Origin of the sequence: Rhizobium sp. R711 (genome assembly GCF_002211365.1) — a bacterium.
In the GTDB taxonomy this organism is placed as follows: domain Bacteria; phylum Pseudomonadota; class Alphaproteobacteria; order Rhizobiales; family Rhizobiaceae; genus Rhizobium.
In genome coordinates, this window is the sequence record NZ_LOKZ01000009.1 from 47,258 (window position 1) to 73,377 (window position 26,120).

The 26,120-nt window shown below is 58.2% G+C and carries 22 protein-coding genes; 19 read left to right on the plus strand and 3 right to left on the minus strand.

Features of this window, described 5'->3' with window-relative positions:
* The first annotated feature begins 131 nt into the window (after positions 1–131).
* Positions 132–1,130, plus strand: a complete 999-nt coding sequence (locus ATY80_RS12140; RefSeq protein WP_088692676.1) for an MBL fold metallo-hydrolase — start codon at positions 132–134, stop codon at positions 1,128–1,130.
* Here ATY80_RS12140 and ATY80_RS12145 read toward each other — a convergent pair.
* Both ATY80_RS12145 and ATY80_RS12150 read right to left on the minus strand, forming a co-directional pair.
* Positions 1,055–1,531 (minus strand): recombinase family protein, encoded by a 477-nt coding sequence (locus ATY80_RS12145; protein WP_245306829.1) that lies wholly within the window; start codon positions 1,529–1,531, stop codon positions 1,055–1,057. The genes ATY80_RS12140 and ATY80_RS12145 overlap by 76 nt on opposite strands.
* Positions 1,532–2,080: 549 nt before the next feature.
* The gene (locus ATY80_RS12150; RefSeq protein ID WP_088692723.1) at positions 2,081–4,525 is read right to left on the minus strand and encodes a glycoside hydrolase family 3 C-terminal domain-containing protein; all 2,445 of its coding nucleotides are present in this window, start codon (positions 4,523–4,525) and stop codon (positions 2,081–2,083) included.
* Positions 4,526–4,732: 207 nt separating this feature from the next.
* Between ATY80_RS12150 and ATY80_RS12155 the strand changes: the two genes are divergently transcribed.
* The 6 genes from ATY80_RS12155 to ATY80_RS12180 all read left to right on the plus strand — a co-directional run bounded on the left by ATY80_RS12155 (position 4,733) and on the right by ATY80_RS12180 (position 12,343).
* A complete protein-coding gene (locus ATY80_RS12155; RefSeq protein WP_088692724.1) occupies positions 4,733–7,246 on the plus strand; it encodes a HAMP domain-containing methyl-accepting chemotaxis protein in 2,514 nt (837 codons plus the stop codon).
* An 84-nt stretch (positions 7,247–7,330) separates the two neighbouring features.
* Positions 7,331–8,224, plus strand: coding sequence for an MBL fold metallo-hydrolase (locus tag ATY80_RS12160; protein ID WP_088692677.1), 894 nt, complete (start codon positions 7,331–7,333; stop codon positions 8,222–8,224).
* Between the two features lie 12 nt (positions 8,225–8,236).
* Complete coding sequence (locus tag ATY80_RS12165; protein WP_088692678.1) at positions 8,237–9,361, plus strand: zinc-dependent alcohol dehydrogenase family protein; 1,125 nt, start codon at positions 8,237–8,239, stop codon at positions 9,359–9,361.
* Between the two features lie 21 nt (positions 9,362–9,382).
* Positions 9,383–10,159, plus strand: coding sequence for an N-acyl homoserine lactonase family protein (locus ATY80_RS12170; protein ID WP_088692679.1), 777 nt, complete (start codon positions 9,383–9,385; stop codon positions 10,157–10,159).
* Positions 10,160–10,311: 152 nt separating this feature from the next.
* Positions 10,312–11,001 carry a GntR family transcriptional regulator gene (locus ATY80_RS12175; protein WP_088692725.1) on the plus strand — a complete coding sequence of 230 codons (690 nt, stop codon included), beginning with the start codon at positions 10,312–10,314 and terminating at the stop codon, positions 10,999–11,001.
* Between the two features lie 109 nt (positions 11,002–11,110).
* A complete protein-coding gene (locus tag ATY80_RS12180; RefSeq protein WP_088692680.1) occupies positions 11,111–12,343 on the plus strand; it encodes an alpha/beta hydrolase in 1,233 nt (410 codons plus the stop codon).
* A gap of 379 nt (positions 12,344–12,722) precedes the next feature.
* Here ATY80_RS12180 and ATY80_RS12185 read toward each other — a convergent pair whose 3' ends face one another.
* Positions 12,723–13,490: an SDR family oxidoreductase gene (locus ATY80_RS12185; RefSeq protein WP_088692681.1), complete on the minus strand. Its 768-nt coding sequence runs from the start codon at positions 13,488–13,490 to the stop codon at positions 12,723–12,725.
* Positions 13,491–13,622: 132 nt separating this feature from the next.
* On the opposite strand from ATY80_RS12185, the gene ATY80_RS12190 reads away from it, so the two are divergent.
* From ATY80_RS12190 to ATY80_RS12245, 12 genes are all read left to right on the plus strand, one after another.
* On the plus strand, positions 13,623–14,132 hold the full coding sequence (locus tag ATY80_RS12190; RefSeq protein ID WP_088692682.1) for a flavin reductase family protein: 510 nt from the start codon (positions 13,623–13,625) through the stop codon (positions 14,130–14,132).
* Between the two features lie 73 nt (positions 14,133–14,205).
* Positions 14,206–14,625, plus strand: coding sequence for a carboxymuconolactone decarboxylase family protein (locus ATY80_RS12195; protein WP_007636445.1), 420 nt, complete (start codon positions 14,206–14,208; stop codon positions 14,623–14,625).
* 56 nt (positions 14,626–14,681) lie between these two features.
* Entirely contained in the window at positions 14,682–15,806 is a 1,125-nt protein-coding gene (locus ATY80_RS12200) for an LLM class flavin-dependent oxidoreductase (RefSeq protein WP_088692683.1), read from the plus strand.
* Positions 15,807–15,934: 128 nt separating this feature from the next.
* Positions 15,935–17,104: an ABC transporter substrate-binding protein gene (locus ATY80_RS12205; RefSeq protein ID WP_088692684.1), complete on the plus strand. Its 1,170-nt coding sequence runs from the start codon at positions 15,935–15,937 to the stop codon at positions 17,102–17,104.
* Between the two features lie 67 nt (positions 17,105–17,171).
* Positions 17,172–18,398: an LL-diaminopimelate aminotransferase gene (locus ATY80_RS12210; protein WP_189637140.1), complete on the plus strand. Its 1,227-nt coding sequence runs from the start codon at positions 17,172–17,174 to the stop codon at positions 18,396–18,398.
* A gap of 2 nt (positions 18,399–18,400) precedes the next feature.
* The gene (locus ATY80_RS12215; protein ID WP_088692686.1) at positions 18,401–18,799 is read left to right on the plus strand and encodes a GFA family protein; all 399 of its coding nucleotides are present in this window, start codon (positions 18,401–18,403) and stop codon (positions 18,797–18,799) included.
* A 499-nt stretch (positions 18,800–19,298) separates the two neighbouring features.
* Positions 19,299–20,858, plus strand: coding sequence for a sugar ABC transporter ATP-binding protein (locus tag ATY80_RS12220; protein WP_088692687.1), 1,560 nt, complete (start codon positions 19,299–19,301; stop codon positions 20,856–20,858).
* A complete protein-coding gene (locus tag ATY80_RS12225; RefSeq protein WP_088692688.1) occupies positions 20,858–21,823 on the plus strand; it encodes an ABC transporter permease in 966 nt (321 codons plus the stop codon). Before ATY80_RS12220 ends, ATY80_RS12225 begins: the two co-directional genes overlap by 1 nt.
* 12 nt (positions 21,824–21,835) lie before the next feature.
* On the plus strand, positions 21,836–22,849 hold the full coding sequence (locus ATY80_RS12230) for an ABC transporter permease (RefSeq protein WP_040114020.1): 1,014 nt from the start codon (positions 21,836–21,838) through the stop codon (positions 22,847–22,849).
* 16 nt (positions 22,850–22,865) lie between these two features.
* A complete protein-coding gene (locus ATY80_RS12235) occupies positions 22,866–23,387 on the plus strand; it encodes an NAD(P)H-dependent oxidoreductase (RefSeq protein ID WP_245306830.1) in 522 nt (173 codons plus the stop codon).
* Positions 23,384–24,157, plus strand: coding sequence for a 3,4-dihydroxy-2-butanone-4-phosphate synthase (ribB, locus tag ATY80_RS12240; protein ID WP_088692689.1), 774 nt, complete (start codon positions 23,384–23,386; stop codon positions 24,155–24,157). The genes ATY80_RS12235 and ribB overlap by 4 nt, the downstream gene beginning before the upstream one ends.
* A 251-nt stretch (positions 24,158–24,408) precedes the next feature.
* Positions 24,409–25,083: a helix-turn-helix transcriptional regulator gene (locus ATY80_RS12245; RefSeq protein WP_088692690.1), complete on the plus strand. Its 675-nt coding sequence runs from the start codon at positions 24,409–24,411 to the stop codon at positions 25,081–25,083.
* The last annotated feature ends 1,037 nt before the right edge of the window (positions 25,084–26,120 follow it).

Consider the following 26,120-nt stretch of genomic DNA (forward strand, 5'->3'; position numbering starts at 1 on the left):
GCAATTCAATTGTCCTGGACCTGCTACTTGATACCTTTCCGATGCAGTCGGAGCCGAAATCCGTCGCAAGACAAGCGCGGTGCATATGCGCTCGCACTGCAAACGCACTTTTGCAACTGGGGAGGAGTGAAATGGGAAATGAACGTTTCGAGATCGACCGCCGCAACTTACTATTGGCAGGAGGAGCTGCTTTGAGTGGAGCCGTTTTGGGTGCGAACAGTGTAGCGGCTCCCGCTGAGGCAAGCCCCGTTTCTAGGGCACAAGCTCCCGACTTTTATCGATTTGCCATTGGGGACGCCCAGGTAACCGTCGTATCAGACGGCCCACTTCCGCTTGGCGACCCGACACAAAGCTTTCTCGGCGTCCCTGCCGACGAGATAAGATCCATGCTATCCCACAGCTTCTTGCCCACGGATGAGGTCGTTCTCGCTCAGAACGCACCTGTCGTGAACATCGGTGGCAAACTTGTTTTGTTCGACACGGGGATGGGATCGCTCAAGCAATTTGGCCCGACGACTGGCCGTCTCAAGTCTTGCTTGGCCGCCGCGAATATTGCGCTGGAAGATATTGATGCTGTCGTCTGTTCGCATGCTCATTGGGACCACGTCGGCGGAATCTGGGGCGACGACGGGAAACCAACGTTTCCAAACGCCCAGGTGTACATCAGTCAAACCGACTACGATTTCTGGACCGACGAGAAAAAACTTGGAGGCGATCTCAACGGTCTTGTTAAAGCTGCGATCCACAACCTCAAACCCGTGCGGGACCGCATGGTTTTTTTCAAGGACGAACAGGAGTTTCTCCCGGGTATTCATGCCATTAGCGCTCCCGGACACACACTCGGCCATAGCTGCTTTATGATAGAATCAGCAAGCAAAACAATGTGCTATGGCGGCGATCTCACTCATCATCCGGTGCTTCTGTTCGAAAAGCCTTTGATGGAATTTGCCTTCGATACCGATCCCAAACTATCGGCTCAATCCCGTGTGCGTATTTTGAAAATGTTGGCGTCCAATAGAATTCCCTTCATGTCCTACCACTTCCCATGGCCGGGCTACGGGCACGTTGGCATAGCGGGAGACGGTTTCGAGTATTTTCCTGAGCCACTACATCTTAGCCTGTTGGACTGACTATTGACGGTCTGGGAGGCGGATCCGACACGAGAGAACGTCTCGAAGAAATGGACGATCGTCTCTCTGATTTGCATGTCCGGCTCAAGGGCCACATTGCCGGAATAGTCATAGACCAGCCCGGTTGGCAGGGGGCAGCGGAACTCGCCGCGCCGTGCCTTGTTGAGGATGCCGCCGCGCAGCCTTGCCTTGATCACATGCAATTCGGCTTCACTCATTGTTCCCTTGAGACCGAGCAGAAGCCGGTCGTTGAAGCTTGCCGGATCGTAGATGCCGTCCTCGTCGAGGATCAGGGTGTCAGCAAGGGCGCAGATCTCGAGCAGACGCTGCCAGTCGGCATTGTTGCGCGCCAGACAGGAGACTTCCAGGCTCATGACGATCCCGGTGCCCCATGCCGACATCGCTGACCAGCCGCTGAACCCTTCACGCCAGACCGCCGATGCGCCGGATTCACCCTGTCGTTATCGATAACGATAATCTGCTCCTCGCGCCAACCAAGGGCGATAGCGCGGCCGCGAAGCGCATATTGCCGCATGGCGCTCTCGGTATTGTCACTTGCCGCATCGAAGATTGGCGGATGTAGAGGTAGGCGCTGCGTTCGAAGGTGATGAGACTGGACTTTCAGGTGTACATTCATCGTGCTCTCCGTTGGTGGATGTTCATGGCTGAAGGAAATCGGTCGAGCCGAACAGCACGAGAATGTGGCAGCTCGGCTCTATACGATTGACGATTCCGATCTCGCGATAAGCGTGAGCTCAGCTCGAGAGATTGCGAAAGGCATCAAAAAAGCGTCGGACCGGCGCTGTCGCGAACGTGACCGTCAAGGCTTCCGACGCCATCTTCGCCGGCTATGAAGGTCTTATCCTGTCGCCCGTCTTGAGCCATTCTTTCACTCACTCATCGAGCTTCACCGCTACGGCACCAAACGTAGTCTTTGATTCTCTGCACAATCAGAGCGCCAAGACAGCGCCCTTTTGCGTGACAGTTCCGCTCAAACGGATGTCGGTGGCCGAGAACCCAGCCACTACTGGAAATTCTCCCGCCTCTATCCGCCAGCAACGCTCGGTCGTGTCGAAAAAGGCAAATGTTCGGGCGTCGAGAACGAAACTCATTTTTCGTTTCTCACCGGGTTCCAGGACGATTTTCGAAAAGGCTTTCAGTTCTTTGACCGGTCTGGGTACAGATGCTTCAACATCCCCGACGTAGATTTGCACCACTGCCGAACCAGGACGCCCGCCGATGTTGGTTAATCCCAGCGTTACCGTCACCGCGCCGGCGGCATCCGGTAGCCCTACCATCAGGTCCGACATCGCAAAGCTTGTGTAACCGAGACCATGACCGAACGGGAACAGCGGCTTAATGCCGAGGCGATCGTAGTGCCGATATCCAACGAACACACCTTCGTCATATCGCACATGGCCATCCTTGCCTGGATAGACCACGTCATCCTCGGTATGTGTGGGATTGTCAGCCCAGCGCACGGGGAAGGTCTGTGCCAGTCGGCCCGAAGGCTCGGCCTTGCCGAGGAGTACATCGGCGATCGCATTGCCAGCCTCCTGTCCGGAATACCAGCATTGCAGTACTGCACGAGCACCGGAAAGCCAGGGCATTTCCACCGGCCCACCGGTTTGCAGTACGACAATCGTGTTCGGATTGGCCGCAATTACAGCCTCAACAAGCTGGTCCTGCAGACCCGGAAGTGCAATGCCGCGGAGATCGGAGCCCTCGGTATCCCAGTCGCCCGTTCTGCCCACGAAGACTACCGCATGATCAGCCTTTGCGGCGACGGCTGCTGCCTCGGCAATCTCCGCTTCGGCCGAAAACCTGCCTATTCCTACCCGAATTGCGGCGATATACAGGTTGACGTGATCGTGCCGGGCGTACTCGGCAACGACCTCGTATGTACGGCCGGCTTCGAGCGTGATTTCACCCACGACCTCTTCGCAGCCTTCTTCAAAGAATGTGGTACCACGTGTCCAGGAAGCCCAGGCGTCCACCACAAGCTTGCCGTCCACATAGACCCGGCCAAGCCCAGCCGAGGTCAGCCCGACGCGATAGACGCCCGCTTCTGAGGCCCTGAAAGTGGTGCGCATCCGGGCCGAAAAGCGATGCGGATCGACCGTGCCCTCGGCCACGGGGGGCAACCAAACACCAAGGCTCGACGGTTCCTCGACAACCTTCACCGGCTGGCCAGCAAGTTCCCTTCCTTGGAAAAATTCGAAGGTTGTCGGGTTTTCGATCAGCGGCTGAAACCGATAATTGCTGCACCCCTGAGCGTAGAACAGGTTCTCCTCACCCAGCACGTCCACCAGCCCCTGCCACGGACTGACGACATAGTGAGGGTTCAACTGTGCCGAGCCACCTCCCATAACCTGCGCGATCTTTGCATTGGGGCCGATGATGGCGACCGTACCTTGCTGAGCCAATGGCAGGATGCCGTCATTCTGCAGCAGAACTGCGCTTTCCGCTCCCGCACGCCTGATGAGCGCCCGATGTTCCGGCCGATCAATGGCGTACTCCTTAAACTCGCGATGATCGTTGATTGCACCGGTGCGTTCCATCAACGTCAGGATATTGTGCACACAGGCGCGGATCGTCTCGGCACTTACCTCGCCCGCTTCGACCGCGGCCAGTAGCTTGGAGCCGCGATCGCGGGTCGGGCCCGGCATCTCCAGATCCAGCCCGGCATTCACGGTGGGTGCGGTCGAACGCGAGCCGAACCAGTCCGACATCACCACGCCGTTAAAACCCCAGTCACCGCGCAGAACCTCGTTCAACAGCCAATGGCTTTCCGCCGTGTAAGTACCGTTTAGTTTGTTATACGAAGACATCACGGCCCAGACCTCTGCCCGCTTCACCGCCGCCTCAAAGGGTATCAGGTAGACTTCGCGCAGAGTGCGTTCATTGATATCTGAAGAGATGGTTGTACGTTCAATCTCGGACTCGTTGCCGACGAAATGTTTTATCGTGGCACCGACTTTCTTGGACTGCAGACCTTCGATATAGCCCACCGCAAGTTCCGCCGTCAGTACCGGATCCTCAGAGAAACACTCAAAGTTGCGGCCGTTTGTGACGCTGCGCTGGATGTTAACGGTGGGCGCTAACGAGACGTGGGCACCTTTGGAAAGAACCTCGTCACCTAACGCGCTGCCGATTTCCCTGGCTAGATCCGGGTTCCAACTCGCTCCGATGGCGATGCCTACAGGGAAAGCCGCTGCAGTCACGCCTCCGACAAGAGACCCCGCCCCGCGGGCTCCGTTGGGGCCGTCGGTTAATCGCAATTTCCCTATCCCTAGGCGGTCGATGGGCGGCAAAGACCAGAACGAATCCCCGGAAAGGAGTGAGACCTGCTCGGCCAAGGTCATCTTAGCGAGCAATGCTTTCGTATCAGTCATCTTCTTTGCTTCCTCAATTTCAACGTTCACGTTTTCCCAGATGCGTACCTGGCGATGCGACAGAGAACATCATTTTGTCAGACAATCCGTTGACAGACAATCGTCATTCGCGCAGCTTCGTATCGTCATTGATGATTCGATGCTTCCATCGGAGGCGGATCCCGATTGATGAAGTTTCTTCACCGCCTATGGACAAGGATCGAATCTATGGACAGGCTCTTGTCCCGTTTCAGGCTACAGACGAAAGTAATCATCTTCGTACTACCTTTCATCATCAGCATTTGTGCGGTGGGGTTTTTGGGGCACTACGCCGCGGGTCTCCTACAAAGCCGCCTGGAAACCTCGAGCCAGGTGATGCAGGTGCTCTCAGGTTTCCGTGACGTCTCTGCCTCGATGAGAGAGTTTCTCGACGACGCGTCGGAAGAAAGGCGCGATCGCGTGAAGGCTGACCTGCTCGCCCAGCAATCGCATCTGCAGGCTTTAGTGACGAATGCCGGACCCACGGGGAGAAGCGAAGGCCTCCTGTCGGCAAACGCGATCATGCGGGACGTGGTGGACAATTTTGACTCTCTCTGGAGCGTCCATGAAAGCGAAGAGCAACTGGTAAGCTCGATCGCCAATCATTCTGAATCGCTGGTTTGGTCGCAGGGTGAAATGCTCAGGCTAGCTGACGAGTTGAGGGAGTCCGGCGAGCAGTCCGAGGGCGCCGCCAAATCGATGTTGCGCGATGCCGACAGGGTGACAGGCTATGCAACCTTCTTCCTTGATCTTGCCGCGGGCTACCAATCCGCCGGAACGACCGAGCTGAAACTCAAATATTTGGGCGGCAAAGTGGGCGAGTTGCGTCGGAGCGCCCGAAATCTGCGGGCTTCCTTGCCGTCGGACGCCACAAAACTGTCGAGCTCGGTCGACGGCGCGGTGAAAAGCGTAACACAACTTCTGTCGCAGGGCGCATCGGACAACGCCGTAGGCCTCGACACCGCAATGTCCGCGTTCAAGGACATCTCCGTCGCGATTAACGCGGTGGCGAACCAGCAAACAAAGAAAACAATCGTCGAGTTCGCGGGTCTCGACCAACGTTTGGCGAAGATCAGCAGCGCCTTGGACGGTAGCCGAAGACTTTCGGACTCCAGCTATCTCATCAGGATAAACCTTGCGCGCTTCATAGCCGACCCTACCGAACAAAACCGCGCGCAGCTCGTCGAAAACTTCGACAGAACGAAGAAGGAGATATTGGACATTTGGAGTGCCGCTTCCGACCTCGACCTTTTCAAGGCAGTCCAGAATACGGTCCCGCCGGCGGTAGAGGGTATGACGCAGGACAGTGCGAAGCTCGTCGAGATCTCGGAAGTGAGGCGTGCGCGATATAGGCAAACGACAGACCAGTTGAACACCATATGGGGCCACCTCACGGCGTTTGCCGACGCCCAGCGCGCAAGGGCCATTGAAGAGATGGCTTACGCGAACGGCATGGGCCTCATCACGACATTGGCTGGCGTCATCGTCGCGCTTCTCGCTGGCTTCGGGATGATTGCGACTTTCAAGAAACCCGTCGTTCGATTGACCGACGACATGCGGCGTTTGGCGGAGGGGAACCTTGACATAGAGATCGGCGGTTCTGAGCGCGCTGATGAACTCGGAGAAATGGCCCGGGCGCTCTGTGTCTTCAGGGAGAATGCCGTTAGGAAAATCGAGATCGAGAACGACGCGGATCGTCAACGGTCGGCTTCCGAAGCTGAACGTCGCCACAACGAGGCGGAGAAAGCCGAGATCGACAAACAGATCGGCGACGCCGTCGACAGTCTTGCCGCTGGGCTGGAGAGGTTGTCCAACGGTGATGTTTCGAGCACGATCGATCAACCGTTCTCCGGGCGGCTGGAACAGTTGCGAAAGGACTTCAACAATTCGTTGCTGCGTTTGCAGGCGACGATGTCGGAACTTCGCGGCAACATCGTGCTCATTCGGCAAAATGCAGACAACCTCAGCAGTGGCGCCGATGATCTCTCCCGCCGCAGCGAGCGTCAAGCCGCGTCGTTAGAGGAGACCGCGGCTGCGGTTCATCAACTCACCGCGACCGTGCGTTCGTCGACAGAGCAGGCGCAAGCCGCAGCCCTGCTTGTAAAGGAAACCAAGCAGGCCGCGGATGCGTCTGCTTCAGTGGTCACGAACGCGGTCGACGCTATGGGCCGAATAGAAGCGGCTTCCGGGCGCATTTCGCAAATCATCGGCGTTATCGACGAAATAGCGTTCCAGACCAATCTCCTGGCACTCAATGCTGGCGTCGAGGCCGCGAGAGCTGGAGAAGCGGGGCAGGGCTTCGCTGTCGTGGCCCAGGAAGTCAGGGAGCTTGCACAGCGGTCGGCTCTCGCCGCCCAGGAAATCAAGGAACTCATCGCAAGATCGACCGAGGAAGTCGCTTCGGGATCGCGATTGGTGAACGAGGCGGGCAAGGTGCTGATTGCCATATCGTCGAATGTTGCCGGAATTTCCGAAAGGGTTGAGCTTATTGCTGCGGGCAGCAGGGACCAGGCGGCTTCCCTTATCGAAGTTAACCAAGCCGTTGGTGAGATCGATGACAGCACACAGCGAAACGCTGCCATCGCCGAGCAAGCCCACGCCGCCACTCAGGAACTTACAAAAGAGACCCAGCGGCTGATGCAGCAGATCGAACAGTTCAACATCGGCAGGCCAAGGGGTCACGTGCTTTCGGTCGTTTCCTGAGGTCATAGACGATTACTAATATTGTGTTGACAGATTTTCATACAATCTGTCAAATAATACAGCCAATCTGGGAGGATAAGCGGCGTGCTCAATGACGAAGCGCATCAGACTAAGTTGCCCTACTTTTATCCGTTCAAGTTCGGAAGCGGCGAAATAACGGTACTTTCGGACGGACCGTTGGAATTGGGCGACCCGCGGGAGAATTTCCTCGGGGTCGACGCGGCCACGGTGACGGAAATGCTCGACAGGAACTTCCTGTCAAGCTCGTCGGTGACCCTTGAGCAGAACATCCCCCTGGTCAAAATCAACGGAAAGACCATCCTGTTTGACACCGGGATGGGGACGTCGAAGATTTTCGGGCCGACGACCGGCCGCCTGCCGAAGAGCATGCAGGAGGCAGGGATCGACCCGTTGGAAGTCGATGCCGTGGTGTTGTCCCACGCACACATCGACCACACCGGCGGACTTTGCGATCAGGACGGAAAGCTTAATTTTCCCAACGCGGAGATCTTCATAAGCGAAAGCGACTTCGATGACTGGACCGACGGAGGGAAGCTTGATGACGGTTTCAAGGCCCAAGTGGAAAATGCCCGGAGGAACCTTCTTCCACACCGTGATCGGATAACGCATTTCGTCGACGGTCAGGAGTTTCTGCCGGGAGTGCAGGCGGTGCACGCTCCAGGCCACACCTTGGGCCACTTCTGCTTCCTCATCCAGTCGGGGAACGATCGGCTCTGCTTCCTTGGCGATCTGACCCATCATCATATCCTGCTGATGGAACGCCCGTGGATGGAGTTCAAGTACGACACCGATCCCAAGCTCTCGGCGCGGTCGCGCACTCGGGTGCTGGATATGCTCGCGACAGACCGCATACCCGTGATGTCCTATCACTTTGCGTGGCCCGGGCTCGGCAACGTCGCTCGGGAGCGGGAAGGCTTCCGCTACGTACCCGCCGCCATGCAGATGCTCTCGCGATAGGAATACACGACAATGCAGATGAAATCAGTCATTCTCCGAGAGTCAGGGCTTCCTAAGCCGTATGCAAATTCGCGACCTCTCAGTGTCGAGACCGTCGATCTGACGCCTCCCGGCAATCTTGAGGTCCTGGTCAAAATCAAGGCCGCTGGTGTGTGCCACTCCGACCTGTCGGCGATAAATGGCGACCGACCCCGCCCGTTGCCTGTCGCGTTGGGGCATGAAGCATCCGGCATTGTCGAAGAAATCGGACCCGGTGTCGATACAGTGAAAGTTGGCGATCACGTCGTGATGTCGTTCCTGCCGATCTGCGGACACTGCGATTACTGCGCGGGAGGACGCGCTAGCCTCTGTGAGCCTGGCTATCGCGCAAACGCCGCCGGGACATTGTTGAACGGTAGCAAGCATATCCGTCTTCGCGGCTACGATCTCAACCATCACAGCGGCGTATCGGCGTTTTCGGAATACGCGGTTGTGTCGGCGCACTCGGTCGTCAAGATCACCAAAGACGTGGACGTCACGATGGCGGCCCTGTTCGGATGCGCCGTTATGACAGGGGTCGGTGCCGTCGTAAACACATGTGGCGTGAAGCCGGGACAGTCGGTCGCCGTCATCGGCCTGGGAGGCGTGGGCTTGTCGGCGGTCCTCGGAGCGGTGGCCAGCGGGGCAAGCGAGATCGTCGCCATCGATTTGATGCCGGAAAAGCTTGAGCTGGCTAAGTCGCTGGGCGCGACGCGTACGTTCCTGGCAACCACGCCGGATGTCGTTGGCGAGGTCAAGGAAGCGACCCGCGGGGGTGTTGATTACGCCATCGAGATGGCCGGGTCGGGCAAAGCGTTCGAAACCGCGTATGGCATTACGCGGCGCGGCGGCACGACCGCCACAGCGGGTCTGGCGAACGTGAACACCAAATTCGAAATTTCGCCACTTCCTCTTGTCGGGGAAGAACGCATCATCAAAGGCAGCTACATGGGATCCTGCGTGCCTTCGCGCGATGTTCCCCGTTATATCGACCTGTTCCTCAAAGGTCGGCTGCCCGTGGAAAGACTGCTGTCCAGCACTGGCCCGCTTGAGGAAATCAACGAGGCCTTCGACCGGTTGGACCGTGGCGAGGTGATCCGGCATCTGCTGGTTCCCTGAGCCTGGGCAAGGAGCGCAAATTTGACCGACTGGAAAGTCCTGGCGATACATTACGGCACTGCGGTTCGGCCCGTTGGCGAACTCGGCCTGGAAGCTGGAGATCCCCACGACGCCCAAGGCAGGATCGAGTATTTTGTTTGGTTGATCCGCCATGGGGAACGTCTGATCCTGGTTGACACCGGGTTTAGCCCGCAAGAGGCCGAAGGGCGCGGGAGGACCATGTTGATCCATCCGGTCGAAGCACTTGGCCGGGTCGGGATTTCCGCATCGTCCATTACCGACGTCGTCATCACGCATCTTCACTATGATCACGCGGGAAACCTTGCGGACTTCCCCGAAGCCCTGTTCCACTTGCAGGATCGGGAGATGGCCTACGGTACAGGACGATGCATGTGCCATGATCGTCTTCGGCGTCCCTTTGCTGTGGACGCCGTCGTCGATGCGGTCCGCCTGACCTTTTCCGGCAGGATGCGCTTCCACGACGGGAACGGCGAGATCATCGAGGGGCTCACCATCCATCTCGTCGGCGGCCATTCCCGAGGCCTTCAGGTCGTGAGGCTGGACGATGGCGATGAAGTCGTCGTTATCGCGTCGGACGCACTCCATTTTCAACGCTATCTGGAGCATGACGACGTCTTTCCGCTTTTCGCCGATTACGCTGACGTGCTGGAAGGATACCGAACTCTACGTGAGCTTTCAGGACCGTCCGGAATACTCGTTCCAGGCCACGATCCCGCAGTCCTGACTGGTTTTCCACCGCTGTCGCCCGATCTCGCTTTTGCAAGGGTTCTACGGTAATGGGGGAAGCAAGGAATGTCCGGTAAGAGACCAGGCTAGGGTGTTCTTCGCTTTCGTCAGACAATCGGGTTGTCTCATCGGGATAACCCACCATATAGTACCATGACTCGCGCGGCCGGTTCCGGCCTTGGTAGAACGGACTTTTGGATCCGATGGGTGATATGGATTTACAGATTGCACGACAGAGTGCGACATTGCGCACTCAGGTAGAAGATAAACTGCGGCAGGCGATTTCCAGCGGCCGTTTCAAGCCGGGTCAGCGCCTCGTTGAGCGAGAACTGTGCGAGTCGATCGGTGTCGGACGGACATCGATCCGCGAGGCGCTTCGACAACTCGAGGCCGAGGGCCTCATTACCAGCTATCCGCACCGCGGTCCCGTCGTCAGCACTATCACGTACGAAGAAGCCGCTCAGCTCTACAGCGTCAGGGCTTTGCTCGAGAGCTACGCCGGAAAGGAATTCGCTGAAAACGGAACCGCCCAGGATATCCATACACTCAATGAGGCGGTTGCTGAGTTCGCCGAAGCCGCGGCAAACGGCGGCGGGAGCAGGCTCATCAAAGCGAAAACCGCGTTTTACGACTGCCTGATGCAAGGGAGTGGAAACGTCTTCGTCAAGCAAATGCTGACATCGCTCCACAATAGGGTGACGCTCCTGCGCATGACGTCGATGACACAGCCGGGGCGCTTGAACCACAGCGTGGAGGAGATAAAGGAGATCGCTGCGGCCATTACCGACCGAAACGGACCGAAAGCCGCCGCAGCCTGCAAGTACCACATCGATATGGCGGCTAAGGTCGCGCTGGACTACCTGCGTAAAACCTCCGAAAACGACGGCGATTGAAGAAGCGGCACCCAGCCGCTATTGACAGATTGTCTGATAATCTGCTTATTCGAATCCATGGCGCTGCCGACGCGAGCGGCTTGGCGCTCGTTCGAACAGGGAGGTTGCTTTGGGCACTTTTGATGAATTGCGGTCCCGCATGTCGGGGGCTCTCGGGGATCAGGAATTGCCCCGGCTCACTCCAGACCTAACGATGAGCATCGCCTTCTACATTGGCGATCAGGTGATCGCCCTCAATTTCGCTGAAGGCGGGGCGGCGATCTCGGGGGAAAGCGATGACCCCCAGGTGATAGTGAGGGCCACTCCGGACGCCTGGGAGCAGGTTCTGATGACGCCGCCGCCGGCGACCTTTCACTCCTTCACGGCGTTGCAGCTTGCAAACCCTCTCTTCGAGATCGCCGGCTCACCGCTCGCCCTCGCGAAAGCACGCCCGGCCCTGGAACGGGTGTTCGAGCTCGTCGTCACGTCCCCCGAGATGAAAGCGGAGCGTGCGCAACGCGACCCGCGTCAAATCCGGGGGCAGTATGCCGTCGTGGATATCGATGACGTCCCCCATGAAATATATTACGAAGAAGCAGGCGAGGGGGTGCCGGTCCTGTTTCTTCACACCGCCGGAGCAGATAGCCGCCAATTCATGCCTCAGCTGGCGGACACCGAGCTTGCGAAAAACTACAGGCTGATCGCGGTTGACTTACCATTCCACGGTCGGTCCATGCCGCCGGTGACATGGGACGGAGCACGCTACAAGCTCACGGCATCGCTCTACCTGAAATGGTGCACGGCCATACTCGCACAGGTCGTTCGCGAAAAGGCGATTGTCGCAGGTGGGTCCATGGGCGCAGCAATGTCGCTGGTTCTCGCCGCGGAACGACCGGAGCATGTCCTCGGAATCGTGGCGATCGAGCCACCTTTCCGCTCCAAGGGACGCCGGAACCCATACCAGCACAACGTAAACGTACACGGCTCACTTCATAACTCGGCGTATGTCAGAGGAATCATGAGCCCACTCAGCCCCGCAGGGGAGCGCAGGAGGTCAAGCTGGATCTATTCGCAGGGAGCACCCGGAGTTTACCCAGGCGATCTTTCCTTCTACAGCGACGAGTTCGACGGAGCAGTGACAGCTCCCCGTATTGACCCATCACGCACCCCGGTGGCGCTGCTCTCGGGCGACTACGACTACTCAGCCACGCCGGCGGATGGGGCCAGGCTCGCCGAACTTATTCCGGGATGCCTCCACCTCGTCATGGGCGGTCTGGGTCATTTCCCCATGTGCGAACACCCGAATTTCTTTCGGAGCTATCTTGTAAAAGGGCTCGAGTTCGTACGGCAAGCCGCGCGCTAAGCGGTCGCACGGACTCAGGTCGCTCGGTGCGACACGCCGGGCGATCAAATGCGAAAGTGGGCGGGCGCATACCGAGGCTTCGCAATTGGCGTCCCGGCGATGACACAGCCGGCATCGCAGGCGGCATCCCTCACGCGCTCCCGAGAAATTCCGGTATAACATTGGGAAAATTCCCGCGATATCTGAGTGAAGGGTCGGGCGCGGCGATGCTATAAAGCGCCGTAGCGGCGTCTCATCGCAGGGCCCTGATCACGCAGCCTTGCGCGTGATCTCTATCTTTTCCCACCGCGGGTCTCTGTGTTTCCGACACGTAGTGCCACAGTAAAGGTGCCTCCCGTGGGTCAAGAAGGAAGGAGGCACCCGTCAGCACCTATGTGCTTTAGCGCACCAAGTGGTTCCCGATCGACGATCCTCCGTCGACGGTGAGAATGCTTCCGGTCGCAAACCGCGAGCGGTCCGAGGCGAGAAAAAGCATCGCCTCGGCGATTTCTTCCGGGTTGCCCATCCGGTGCAGGGCTGCACGGGCGTTGAAGTCTTCCCGCAGGGCTTGCGGGTCTGCCGCTTCGGCGAAAATCTTGGTGAAATAGGGCGAGTCGATCGTTCCGGGGGCGACAGCGTTGACGCGGATACCGTCTTTTGCGTGGTCCAGTGCCATGGCTCTCGTGAGTGCCGAGATCGCGCCTTTCGACGCCACGTAGGCCGTGCGGTTAGCGATGGCTGACACGGCGGTGTATGAGGTCGTGTTAATAATCGATCCGCTGCCTTGTTCCGCCATAATCGGAACCACGTATTTCGAGCAGAGGAAGATCCCCTTCACGTTCACCGCCATGATCCGGTCCCAGTCGGATTCGGCGATGGTCGTGACGTTTCCCGTCATTCCGAACCCCGCGTTGTTGACGAGAACGTCAATACGCCCCCATTTTTCCTTAACTGACCTGACCAACGCCTCGACGTCGGCGGACGAAGACACATCGGCTTTTAACGCGATCGCATCTGTCCCGATTTGTCGGGCGACGTCTTGTGCGGCATCGATGTTAACGTCGACAACGCCAACCTTAGCGCCCTGACGCGCAAACAGTTCAGCTGTTGCGCGCCCGATCCCGCTGCCAGCCCCGGTCACCACACAGACTTTCGTTTCCAGATCCATAATCGTCTCCTCTTTCGCTGTATCGAGAAAACATTTTCGCAGACAATCTGTCAATGACGAATAAAACGTGTTGACAGATTGTCTGCTAATCTGCTTATCTTGAGCAACGAGACGATCTTGGGGGAGGTAACCATGGCTGGTGCTGAAATAGCAGCGCAAGCGGCGTTCAAGACCGCTTTACGCCGGTTCACATCGACAATTTGCCTGATCACAACGGAATGGAAAGGTGCCCGTTACGGCATGGCCGCAACCGCCGTCCAGTCGGTGACGGCTGACCCGCCGACCCTCCTGGTTTGCATCAACCAATCTGCTTCGATCAGCGGCCCGCTCAAGCTTACGGGAAAATTCGCGGTCAACATGCTGCATCTTAGCCATGCGCCTTTGGTTCCGCTGTTCAGTGGAAAACTGAAGGGGGAAGAGAGGTTCGCTCACGGTGAGTGGATCACGGCTGGCGGAGTTCCCATCCTCGGCGACGCCCAGGCCGCATTCGTCTGCAGCCTCAACTCTGCCGTTACCGTCGGCACCCATGACGTCGTTCTCGGCGAAGTCATCGAGGCCCGGTTTATCGAGAATATTGCCCCGCTCCTCTACGAGGACGGGAAATTGGTTCGATCGGCAGCGCTGATCGATGCTGCCGCCTGAAACGTTTGGCCGAGCATTTTCGGCCTTTGACATCCACCAAATGCCTTTCGGCCGATAATGAGGAGTTTGATCCGTGACTATTGCCACCGATGTGAAATCGCAAGTGAATGGGCGTCCCGTCAGTGAACGGTTCGAAAAGGGTCTGCAGACCCGTCGGGAGGTTCTCGGCGGTGCATATGTCGACGCTTCGGTAAACAAGGCGACCGAGTTCAACTGGCCGATGCAGGAGCTTGTCACCGAGTATTGCTGGAACGAGATCTGGAACAGGCCCGGCCTCGACCGCCGTTCGCGCAGCCTTCTCAATCTTGGCATGATTTCCGCCCTTAACCGCCCCCACGAGTTGAAGCTGCATGTTCGCGGCGCGATCAATAACGGCCTCAGCAAGGACGAGCTTCGCGAGGTCTTCCTACAGGTCGCGATCTATTGCGGCGTGCCGGCGGCGATCGACAGCTTCCGCGTCGCGCAGGAAGTCTTCGAGGACATGGGCATCTAATCGGTACCCCGGCTTTCGGGTCGGGAACATACCAACTCTGTGGAGGAGACTTCAATATGACGACCAGCGATGATTTCCGCGCCGCCGGAAACCCTATGTTTAACGGCAACAAGCTGAAACTTGGCGTATTCGGAACGAATTGTTCGAGCGCTTGCGCCATCACCACCGCGGAATCAACGTTCGAACCGACTTTCGAACACAATGTCGAAATTGCCAAAAAGCTCGAAGCGGCCGGGTGGGAATGCATGGTGCCGATCGCCCGGTGGCGCGGTTTCGGCGGGCCGACGAACTTCAACGGCGTGAACATGGACACGTTCACCTGGGCCGCGGCCCTGGCCGCCGTGACGACGAAACTGCAGTTTTTCTCGACGACGCATATCCCGACCCTGAACCCGATCGTCGCGACGAAGATGGCGACGACGATCGACAATATTTCGAAGGGCAGATACGGCCTGAACCTGGTGACGGGTTGGTTTACCCCGGAAATGGAGATGTTCGGCGTTCCTATGATGGAGCACGACACCCGTTACGAATATGCCACCGAATGGATGGAAATCGTTGACACCCTGTGGAAGAAGAACGGCGTCACCTATGACGGCCAGTTCCTGAAGGTGAAAGACGCGTTCAGCGAGCCGAAGCCCTACAACAAGGAAACGGGTCGCCCGGTCCTCATCTGCGCCGGTTCCTCGGGCAAGGGCCTGCACTTCACCGCCAAGTTCTGCGACTTCAATTTCGGCTTCATGCAGGACATGGAATCGGGCGCAGCCTGGGTGAAGAAGGTAAAGGAATTGGCTCGCGAGGAATACAAGCGCGAACTGGGAACCTTCACCGCATGCCCGGTCGTCGTTCGCGAGACCGAAAAGGAAGCCCGGGACTACTACGACTACTATGTGAACAAAAAGGGCGATTGGGAAGCCTGCGAAAACATCTGCGAGGTTCTTCAGGTTCAGTCACAGAACCACTCGGCGGAGATGTACCAGAAGTTCAAGGAGCGCTTTATCGCCGGCTGGGGCGGCTACCCGATCGTCGGAACGCCGGAACAAGTCGCCGACAAGCTCGTCGCATTGAGCAATACCGGCGTCGACGGCGCGCTTCTCACGATGGTCGACTACAACGAAGAGCTGCCGTTCTTCAACGACCGCGTGATGCCCCTGCTGAAACAGGCCGGCCTCAGGAACTGACCGTTCCGCGGGCGGCGCAAGCCGCCCGCCACCAATCCGAAATCGAAACACGTTTCACCAAATCCCTGGCTCGACGCGAACGGCGTCGACTGCTGTAGCGGATGCAAAGAGGGGAGGAGACCCTACACATGCTGAAGAAGGTTTACACCGCATTGAGCGTGATCATCGGGCTAGGCCTGATGACCACCGCCGCATTCGCGGACGGCTTAGACTCGCTACCACCGGACCAGAAGCAGCTTTACCAGCTCGTGGACCCGGCAATTCCCCTCGGCGGTACGCCGCTCAAGGATTTTGTTGCCAAGCGGCCGCCGCCGTGGAAAATCGGCTACGCGTCCACTTATGCCGGCAACACGTGGCGTGCCCAGATCCTCACTGAAATGAACGAGGTTCTGCTTCCGAAATACAAGGAGGCTGGACTGGTATCTGACCTTGTCGTCACGCAGTCCGACCTGAAGGACGCGACGCAAATCCAGCAGATGCGCCAGATGGTCGACGACGGCGTCGATGCCATCATCATCTGCTGCTCGAACGTGACGGCCATCAACCAGACCATCGAATACGCGCATTCTAAGGGCGTTCCGGTTTTCTCCTTCTCGGGTTACGTCACATCGCCGTACGCGATCAATGCGACCGAAAACAACACCCAGGGCGGCTACACGGCCGCGAAATGGCTGGCGGAGGAAATCGGCGGCAAGGGCAACGTGCTGACGGTCTCGGGCATTCCGGGCTTCGCATCGTCCGACAGCTTCAATGTCGGTGCCAAGAAGGCGTTCGACGAGTACAAGGACATCACCGTCGTGGGCGATGTCGCTGGCAAGTGGACCGATCAGGTCGCCCAGGTCGAAGTCCAGAAATTCCTCGCGACGAACCCTACCGAAATCGCAGGTATCCTCGTCCAGTCGGCGTCCGAAAACGGTGTGGTCAACGCGGTCCAGCAGTCGGGCCGCGACATGATGCCAATCGTTCTCGGCGGCGAGGCGTCGGCGGCGTGCTACTGGCGCAACAATCCCGACTTCATCAGCAAGAGCTTCCACTTCTGGCCGCCGCGGGCCGACGCCCGCCTGGTGTGGGACGTGATGATGCGGACGCTCCAAGGCCAGGGGCCGAAGATCCAGTCGATCCTGCGACCGGCTCTTCCCTACACGATCGACGATGTGAAGGAAGCAATTCCGGAAGATTGCGATCCGAACTCCACGGCGTGGATCGAGCCCAAGGGCGATGCATGGTGGCCCGCGGACGTAGCAGCACAGTATTTCGAGCGCCCGGAAGATCCGCTGGCCTGGCGGCCGAAGAAGTAATCGACGACCTCCCAAGTTGTCCCGCGACCTCCGCGCCGGCTTCATCCGTCGGCGCGGAGGACCTACGATAAGGAACCAGAAGTTGGAATTCCACAAGATACAGCGTTTGCCCCCTTACGTCTTCGACCAGGTGAACCGTCTCAAGTCCAGCGCGCGCGCGGCCGGAACCGACATCATCGATCTTGGAATGGGCAATCCCGATCTTCCCACGCCAAGCTGGGTTGTGGACAAGCTATGCGAAGCGGTGCAGCACCCGCGCACGCACCGCTATTCGGCTTCCAAGGGCATTATCGGGCTTCGCCGCGCCAAGGCTGCGTATTACGCCCGCCGGTTCAATGTGAAGCTTGATCCGGATACCCAGGTTGTTGCGACGCTCGGGTCCAAAGAGGGGTTTGCGAACATGGCACAGGCCATAACCGCCCCCGGGGATGTCATTCTCTGTCCGAACCCTTCCTATCCGATCCATACGTTCGGTTTTCTCATGGCAGGGGGCGTGATAAGGTCGGTACCGGTCGAGCCGGATGAGACCTTCTTCCAAGCTCTCGAAATGGCGGTGCGGCATTCGGTACCGAAGCCTCTGGCGCTCATCATAAGCTACCCGTCGAACCCCACCGCTCGCGTCGCGACGCTCGACTTCTATAAGGACGTCATCGCCTTCGCGAAGAAGCACGATCTCATCGTTCTGTCGGACATCGCCTACGCTGAAATCTATTTCGACGGTCCGCCGCCGCCGTCTGTTCTCGAAGTCCCCGGCGCGATCGACGTGGCCGTCGAGTTCTCCTCGATGTCGAAGACATTCTCTATGCCCGGTTGGCGCGTTGGGTTTGCGGTGGGCAACGAACGGCTCATCCGAGCGTTGACGCGCGTGAAATCGTACCTCGACTACGGAGCATTTACGCCGATACAGGTCGCCGCCGCTCATGCCCTAAACTCGGACGGGGAGGACGCCGCGCGGGCCCGAGACATCTACAAGACGCGCAGAGATACACTGATCAAGACCTTTGCCGATGCCGGGTTCGACGTTCCAGCTCCTGCGGCGACGATGTTCGCATGGGCGAAGATACCCCCGGATTTCCGACACCTTGGCTCGCTGGAGTTTTCGAAACTCGTGCTCGAGAAGGCACAGGTCGCGATTTCGCCTGGCATCGGTTTCGGCGAGATGGGTGACGAATACGTACGGCTGGCGTTCGTGGAGAACGAAGACAGAATCCGGCAGGCTGCACGGAACTTGAAGCGGTGGCTTTCTCCGAGCGCGCGACTGCCACAACACGATAGAGCGATGGAAGGATTTTGAACATGCCGATCCTCGGATCTTGCCAATGTAAAGCGGTCCAGTACGAAGTGTCGGAACTGGACGGCCCGATGTGGAACTGCTTTTGCCAGACGTGCAGAAAGTCCCATGCGGCCGATCACAACACTGCCGCCAAGGTGAAGAGTGAGAACTTCAAGCTGATTTCCGGCGAGGACGTCCTTCGCAGCTTTGAGTCGACCCCGGGAAAACTGAGGTGGTTCTGCTCACGCTGTGGTTCGCACGTTTATGCAGAACGGCCTGCCAACCCGGAGATGAAGGTGCTGCGGGCAGGCACCTTTGACACTGATCCTGGTTCGGTTCCTATGTCCAACGTCTGGCTGTCGCACGCCAGACCGTGGCTTGCTCACGACCCCGCGAAGGAAAACTTCGAAGAGTTCCCGTGATCCTTTCACGGTTGCGCGCGGCTCGGGGCTGATCGAGAATGAGTTCGATCTGCCCCCAGCGTGGAAGGGCTGGATGATCGAGTGGCACTTGCCGCGTTCGACGCGTGGAGGTTGGGATGTTCCGTATGCCCCAATCGAAACGGTCGCCTTCATCAGAGTGGGTGCGGATGGTCATTCCGATTACCGGACACCTTCAATAGCGCTTTGGTCCTGGCTTGATGGCGAAGGCCGCCAGATCGTAGAACCTCTGACCGACCTCAGGCGTGTGACGTGCGTTTACAACTTCAGGGCGTCGAGCAACCAACCCATTTCATCGAAACCAACTCGACATCCCGATAAGGGCATGGCGGCTCTATTGACAGATTAGCAGACAATCTGTCATTCTATAGTTCACCGAGTGAATTCTCGGAGCGTTCAAAACGGCAGTCACAATCCAGCAAGAGGCCCGGGCATTCGGATGCCCTGGCGCGGTTTGCTGCTGCCTAAAGGGAGGATGGGCATGACGAATGACGTCGCCGTAAGCATGACGGCCGTTGCCAAATCGTTTGGCGAAACGAAGGCTTTGAAGACATGCGATTTTGTCGCCCGGGCAGGAGAGGTGCACGCGATCGTTGGCGAGAATGGCAGCGGCAAGAGCACCATGGCGAAGATCATGTCCGGCGTTATCGCTGCCGATGCAGGATCTGTCCTGATCCTTGGTAAGACTATCAATTCGCCAGTCGATGCCAAAGGGGTTGGTCTCGCTACAATCTTCCAGGAAGTCCTTGTCGCCGATGAGGCGAGTGTCCTCGACAACCTTTTCGTGGGAAGCGAGGACATGTTCTCGTTTCGGAAGTCCTCCAAAGAACGTGAAAGCGTTGCGCAAAGCCTTCTGCACCGTCTGGTCGGAAAGCATGTCGATCTCAGGCAGAACGTCGGCGATCTTCCGCTCAGCATCAAGCAATGGATCGTGATTGCCCGAGCCGTTTTGAGGAAACCCAAGGTCCTGATCCTGGACGAGTCCTCGGCTGCACTCGATCTGGACGCGACTGTCCGGCTCCACGAAGAGATCGATCGGCTCCGGTCCGAAGGATGCGCGGTTATCATCGTCACGCACCGCATCGCCGAGCTCGTCCGTATAGCCGATCGGGCGACAATACTGAGAGACGGTTTCACTGTCGGTGTCCTTGAGAAATCCGAGATCACCGAGGCCAACCTCCTGCGCATGATGACCCCTCAAGACCGCCAGATTTCCGCCGCTGCTTCAAAATCTGCACGGGGCCTGTCAGGTGATCGCAAGGAGGTTCTATCCGTGCGTGACGCGCGCCCCCAAGAGGCATCGCAACCGTTCGACTTCGTCCTTCCGCAGGGATCCATCGTAGGCGTTGCAGGACTGGACGGCCAGGGCCAAGACGCCTTCGTGCGACTGGTCGCAAGGATCATGTCACCGTTCGGAGGAGCGGTCCGGATCCTGAACAGGGAAAGCACCGGTCTCGTCGAAGTCAACACGCTCGACGACGCCGCGAACAAGGGCATTGTGTATGTATCCGGCGACCGGAAGAGGGAAGGAATTTTCCCACAGCAAAGCATTTTCGAGAACCTCGCCATCGGTATCTACCAAAAGAACCTGGGGCCGTTCGGTGTCATCAGGCGGAAAAAGCTGAAGCAGACGTTTGCCCGGGAGGTCGAGCGGCTCCGCGTCAAGATCGGGCACCCGGACAACCGGATTACATCCCTTTCCGGTGGTAACCAGCAGAAGGTCCTGATCGGTCGTGCCTTCGCCAATGATCCCAGAGTGATCGTTCTTAACGACCCTGCTCGGGGCGTGGACCTCAACACCAAGCGCGACCTGTATCGCGAGCTTCGGCTGTTTGCCGAAGGTGGCGGCTCGGTAATCTACCTTTCGAGCGAGATCGAGGAGTTTCTCGGTTTCGCCGATCGCGTCGATGTCTTTCACAAAGGGAGCATCCATCGCTCCCTCGACGGCACCGACATCAACGAAGAAACCATTCTCGCTGCAATGTTCGGCCGCTCGGTTGCCGAAACTACGGAATTCTCCAAAGAGAGAAAGGCACACTGATGTCGCAACGTTTTGTTCCTCCGCTCGACAGGTCGCTGACCGTACCGCTCGTTCTTTTCGGAGTGTTGCTCGTCGCCGCAGCCGTGCTCTCGCCGCGGCTGTTCACCGCAACCGGAATGGGCGGAGCAATCATCGTCGCAGCACCTTTGATCCTCACGACGCTGGCCCTGACACCGATCGTGATGGCAGGCCGCGGTTCGGTCGACCTTTCCGTTGGCCCACTGATGGGTTTCGTGAACGTCACCCTGATCGGCTGGCTCTCGGCAAGTGGTTACACGTCTCCGCTCGCGGTGATTTGCTGGGTGGTGGCAGTCGGCGCACTGTACCAGTTGCTGCAGGCGCTCATCATCATTTACGTCCGGGTCGCCCCCATCATCGTCACGCTTTCCAGCTTCCTCGTCCTTTCAGGCGTGAACCTCATGGTCATGTCAAGGCCGGGCGGCGTCGCGCCGGACTGGATGATGACGTGGGGAGCAGGAACCACGATTTTATCTCCGGTGCTGATCATCGTCCTGGCGGCGTTCGCTCTTTGGGCCGTTATGCGCCGGACCACCTTTTACTCCCACCTCCGCATGACAGGCGCCGACGAACGGATGGCCTACACGAGCGGAGTGAAAGTCGACACCGTACGCATCTGCGCCCATCTCCTCGGCGGCGTCTTCGTCGGCCTTGCCGCGCTCAGCTATACGGCATTGATCTCTTCGGGCGATCCTACCCAGGGGAGCAGCTACACGCTCCAGGCGATTACCGCCCTGGTGCTCGGTGGCGCAAATTTGGCTGGCGGGAGAGGGGGGGCTTTGGGGTCGACGCTTGGTGCGCTGAACATGTTCCTCATCTCGTACCTGCTTTCCGCCTTCAGTTTCGGAAGCGTGACAGGGTTCGTGACGCAAATGGCTTTCGGCCTGATCCTCGTGGCATCGCTCCTCGTCAACGTATTCATGACGGCCCGGCGCCCGGCTTTCTAGGGAGGACTTGTAATGACTTCACTCGCAACGGAACAGACGATGAGCCAAACAGGACGATCGGTAAAGCTGCAGCGCAGCATAGTGATTGGCTTTGGTCTGCTTGCCGCACTTCTCGTGCTGGGTACGATCCTTGTGCCGGGGTTCATCTCGCCCCGTAACGCGCGTTCGATATTGCTGCTTGCCGCTTTCCTGGGGCTTGCATCGTTGGGACAGACGCTATGTGCCATGGTCGGCGCGCTTGATCTCTCCATTCCCTATGTCATCGGGGGAGCGAACATTCTCTTCCCAAGCCTGTTGGTCACCGGCATGCCTGCCTGGCTGGCCGTGATAGTGGTCGTTCTCCTGGGAGCAGCAATCGGGGTCGCGAACGGCTTTTTGAGCTTCAGGCTGCAGGGCCAGGCTCTCATCATGTCCCTGGGGGTCGGCTTCGCATTTGTCGGTGCGGTACAGCTCTACACCTCCATCGGTTCCGACTACGGCGGCACGGTTTTCGCCCCCGTACCGAACTGGCTCCGGAATTTCGCCGCGTTCAACGGGAAGACCTTCGGGCTATCCCTGCCGCCGGTGGTGCTGGTTTGGCTGCTCATAACGCTTGCGACCATCTGGGCTCTGTACAACACCTGGTTTGGCCGCTCCATCTACGCGGTTGGGGGCAGCAGGACTGCAGCGGCACGGCTTGGAATTTCCGAAACCAAGGTCTGGACCAGCATTCACGGTATCAGTGGGGCCATGTCGGCGCTGACGGGGGTATTGCTGCTCGGGTTTTCCGGCGGCGGCTTCGTTGGCGTCGGAGACCCCTATCTCTTCACCACCGTTGCGGCCGTTGTGATCGGCGGCACGTCGTTGCTTGGAGGCGCAGGCGGATACGGGGCAACCGTTCTCGGGGTACTCGTATTGACGGTAATGACGTCCCTGCTGGTCGGGCTGGGCCTGAGTTTTGCCGCGCAACAGGCGATCGTGGGTCTGCTGATCGTGCCGATGGTGGCCGTCTACGCTCGCACCCCGCATATCCGCAACCAGATCTGATCGGAGGGTCGCCAAAATGAAGATTGTCGCGATAACCGGCAATGTCTCGCGCCCCTCGAAGACGCGGGCGCTCGGGGAATACGCACTCTCGAGCGTCCCGCCCGGCCACACCCGGTATCTGTTTGACCTGGTCGATGTTCTCCCGGTGTTGGGAACCACCCTGTGGCGTTCGGAGGCTCCTATTGGACTCGCGAACGTTCTCGACGCAATCCAGTCTTCAGACGTCCTCATTGTGGGGACGCCGGTTTTTAAGTCCTCGATGACCGGCCTTCTCAAGCATCTTTTCGACCTCTTCGAAATGACAGCCCTGCAGGGCAAACCCGTTTTGATATTCGCAACGGGTAAGGCTGAGGCCCATGGCGAGCATGTCGAGGCCCACCTGCGCTCGTTGATGGGCTTCTTCAAAGCCGAGGTTCGCGGCGACTTCATTTATGCGATGGACGGCGAATTCCCGGATTCGGCGCCGTCTGCGGACCTTCGGGAGCGGGTGGATCGCCACGCACTCTGGGCCATGTTTAGTTCAAGGAGAAGACCATGAAGTTTGCTTCCATCGAGAGCGCGATTAAAGCAATCGCCGCCGGAGAGATGATCATAGTCGTGGACGACGAAGACCGGGAAAACGAAGGCGACATCCTCGTTGCCGCGGACAAGGTGACGAACGATCATGTTGCCTTCATGATGCGCTATGCGCGCGGCCTGATCTGCGTTCCGATGACCGGGGACCGGTTGGACGAACTGGATATCCCGCTCATGGTGGAGCGCAACTCGGATTCCATGCAGACGGCGTTCACGGTCTCAGTGGACCTGATAGACGGCGTATCGACCGGGATTTCCGCAGAAGACCGCGCCAAGACCATCAGGGCGCTCGCTGACGCATCAACGGTGCCGGAGGAACTGTCCCGGCCGGGCCACATATTCCCCCTAAGGGCAAACCCGTCCGGTGTCCTCGGACGCCCCGGCCATACGGAAGCCGCGGTGGATTTCGCGCGGCTGGCCGGGCTCGAGCCAGCGGGTGTCATCTGCGAAATCGCCAACGACGACGGCACTATGGCGCGTCTTCCCGAGCTCAGCGAATTCGCCGAGCGGCATGGCCTCCTCATGGTGACCATCGAAGCCCTGATCGAATATTGCCGCGAGATCGATAAAAGCAGCTTTCGTGCAGATCACGCAGCCGCGGCGGCGATGTCCAACGTTTCGTATCTGACGGGCAGACGTTCCACGTGCCCGCAGAGGGAGAGCGGAACTCCTGAGTTGGTGGCCTCCGATACACCAGACTATCTGACGGCCAGCTCGAGGAACGTGCAATGACGCGGATATTCCCACGCGGATGTTCCCACGAAGACAATTCAGCGGTTGGATCTCGTGGCGCCGACGTTTCGCTTAATACTTCGCGCAGGTGCATGCACGCCGTTCCGCGGGAGCTCATTTTCTCAAACTGTTAGACGTAGAAACCATTGGCCTCTTCCAAGACATTCATCGCGTCGGCTCCCCAAAACCCGGGCCGCCAATCGGATCGAAATCGGGAGGGACCGGGGAACTCCGCACATCCCGGAAACGTTGTGCCGTTACGTCAGGAAGCACTAGAAACGCGCCTGAGACAGGCAAGCAGCCGGCATGATTTTCAGGAATTTTTTGAAGTCCTACTACAGTCATTTAAAATGAGTTTTGGCGCTATAGTGCCTAAAACTACTGGTTGCTTCTCTCCCAGGGCTACGCCAATTGCGACCGCGGGTTCGGCGTCCGGAATTGATCTTCTGGACAAACACCGGAAAGAGCTTTCAGAATGGATCTCCTCAAGCGGTACGATCAATGAACCCGCTCACTGGAATTTTGATGAATACGATGGCAGTCTTTCAGTATCGCTCGAGGCAATCGGCATATGCAGCGGATTAACTTATGCAGACGGAGGGCGACGCTACGTAGTCTTGTTGGGTGGACAGCACTCCACGCTCGTGAGATCCGATTTCAATGAGATCTGCGTTATCCTGTCCCGCGCGATGAATTGTATCGACAGGCTCGGTCTGGCGCTGCCCTCCGGGGTAGCGTTGTCGCCCCGCGAGACGGAGGTGCTTGGCTGGATCTCTGAAGGCAAAAGCTCGGCGGAAGCGGGAATGATTGTTGGGCTCTCTGGCCATACAATCACGGCCTACCTGAATAATGCCATGAGGAAGCTAGACTGCGTGACCCGACCTCAAGTGGTCGCAAAAGCCTTGAGACTAAAGCTCATCGAGTAGGGCTTCCTAAACGATGTCCGCCGTCTCAAAAAGTAAACCGGCGGTCACGCCGAAGGTCGCTGGGGGTAGACCTGCCAACGCCAGAGGAGTGGGAAATCATCTCCCCAACGAAACCATCGCTGGTCGTCTGATAGTCGGTGGAGTCCTTTTCAAGTTGCGCGACGAACTTTTGTGACTGCTGTAGCAGGCATTGAACAAGAACCTTTCCACAAATAACGAAGCGGTACCGAACGAGGTCGCCAATCTTATGAAGGCCGTATCCTGCCCGTCGAGGAAAATGTTGCCCGCCGCTGGGGACAAATGCTCCGACAACCCGAAAACACCGACGGGATGGGGCTTGAGACGGCGTGCAGGTGAATGGGTTGTCATCGTCGCCCGAAAACGTCGCTGACTTTCAGAGGCGCGATGTCAAAATCCTGGATCCGCTCAGGGTGGCTGAAATCTGCGCGCTCCCGAGACGTAGCGTGATGAATTCTACAACGATTTAAGTTATGTTTCAACAGTTTAGCAGACATTAGATAAGGAGAATCGATCTCATGGCTGCAGCAGTACTCCAATCAAAGTGTCGATCGTTGAAATGTACAGGCGATGGGGATTACCTGGAGGAAGATGTCCTGAATCTCCTCCGCGGCGAGACCGTTGTTGATGTTGGCACGGATATGAGGAGACCATAGGATCAAGGAGGTCTTCGAACGTTTTGTTTCAGCCCACGTAAAGGACACGCCAATCGTTGTAGAAAATCTGGAGGGCAAGCGCCGACAACGCTTCAAGAACTGCTCTCGATTGGTTGATGCATGCTCCGTCTCGTTGGCGATCGTGCCTCTTCACAAAAGAAAGGCTACCCAAGTGGTTATAGAGGCGCCTTAATCGTGAAGGTCGTTACCAAGAACCAAGATGGGATGCATCATCCATCCAGTGAGGACTTCGTCGAGGAACGCTGCCCAAGTCAGAGGCGCAAAGTATTGCAGTCGTGGACGGATGGACGCCTTCCGGAGGGGGTGGCGCAGTGAGAACATTGTCCTGCTTCGTGAGGGGTG

Coding starts and splice junctions, on each gene's coding strand:
- ATY80_RS12140 (WP_088692676.1), top strand. CDS start 132: ATGGGAAATGAACGTTTCGAGATCGACCGCCGCAACTTACTATTGGCA.
- ATY80_RS12145 (WP_245306829.1), bottom strand. CDS start 1,531: ATGTCGGCATGGGGCACCGGGATCGTCATGAGCCTGGAAGTCTCCTGT.
- ATY80_RS12150 (WP_088692723.1), bottom strand. CDS start 4,525: ATGACTGATACGAAAGCATTGCTCGCTAAGATGACCTTGGCCGAGCAG.
- ATY80_RS12155 (WP_088692724.1), top strand. CDS start 4,733: ATGGACAGGCTCTTGTCCCGTTTCAGGCTACAGACGAAAGTAATCATC.
- ATY80_RS12165 (WP_088692678.1), top strand. CDS start 8,237: ATGCAGATGAAATCAGTCATTCTCCGAGAGTCAGGGCTTCCTAAGCCG.
- ATY80_RS12175 (WP_088692725.1), top strand. CDS start 10,312: ATGGGTGATATGGATTTACAGATTGCACGACAGAGTGCGACATTGCGC.
- ATY80_RS12185 (WP_088692681.1), bottom strand. CDS start 13,490: ATGGATCTGGAAACGAAAGTCTGTGTGGTGACCGGGGCTGGCAGCGGG.
- ATY80_RS12190 (WP_088692682.1), top strand. CDS start 13,623: ATGGCTGGTGCTGAAATAGCAGCGCAAGCGGCGTTCAAGACCGCTTTA.
- ATY80_RS12200 (WP_088692683.1), top strand. CDS start 14,682: ATGACGACCAGCGATGATTTCCGCGCCGCCGGAAACCCTATGTTTAAC.
- ATY80_RS12205 (WP_088692684.1), top strand. CDS start 15,935: ATGCTGAAGAAGGTTTACACCGCATTGAGCGTGATCATCGGGCTAGGC.
- ATY80_RS12215 (WP_088692686.1), top strand. CDS start 18,401: ATGCCGATCCTCGGATCTTGCCAATGTAAAGCGGTCCAGTACGAAGTG.
- ATY80_RS12220 (WP_088692687.1), top strand. CDS start 19,299: ATGACGAATGACGTCGCCGTAAGCATGACGGCCGTTGCCAAATCGTTT.
- ATY80_RS12225 (WP_088692688.1), top strand. CDS start 20,858: ATGTCGCAACGTTTTGTTCCTCCGCTCGACAGGTCGCTGACCGTACCG.
- ATY80_RS12230 (WP_040114020.1), top strand. CDS start 21,836: ATGACTTCACTCGCAACGGAACAGACGATGAGCCAAACAGGACGATCG.
- ATY80_RS12235 (WP_245306830.1), top strand. CDS start 22,866: ATGAAGATTGTCGCGATAACCGGCAATGTCTCGCGCCCCTCGAAGACG.
- ribB (WP_088692689.1), top strand. CDS start 23,384: ATGAAGTTTGCTTCCATCGAGAGCGCGATTAAAGCAATCGCCGCCGGA.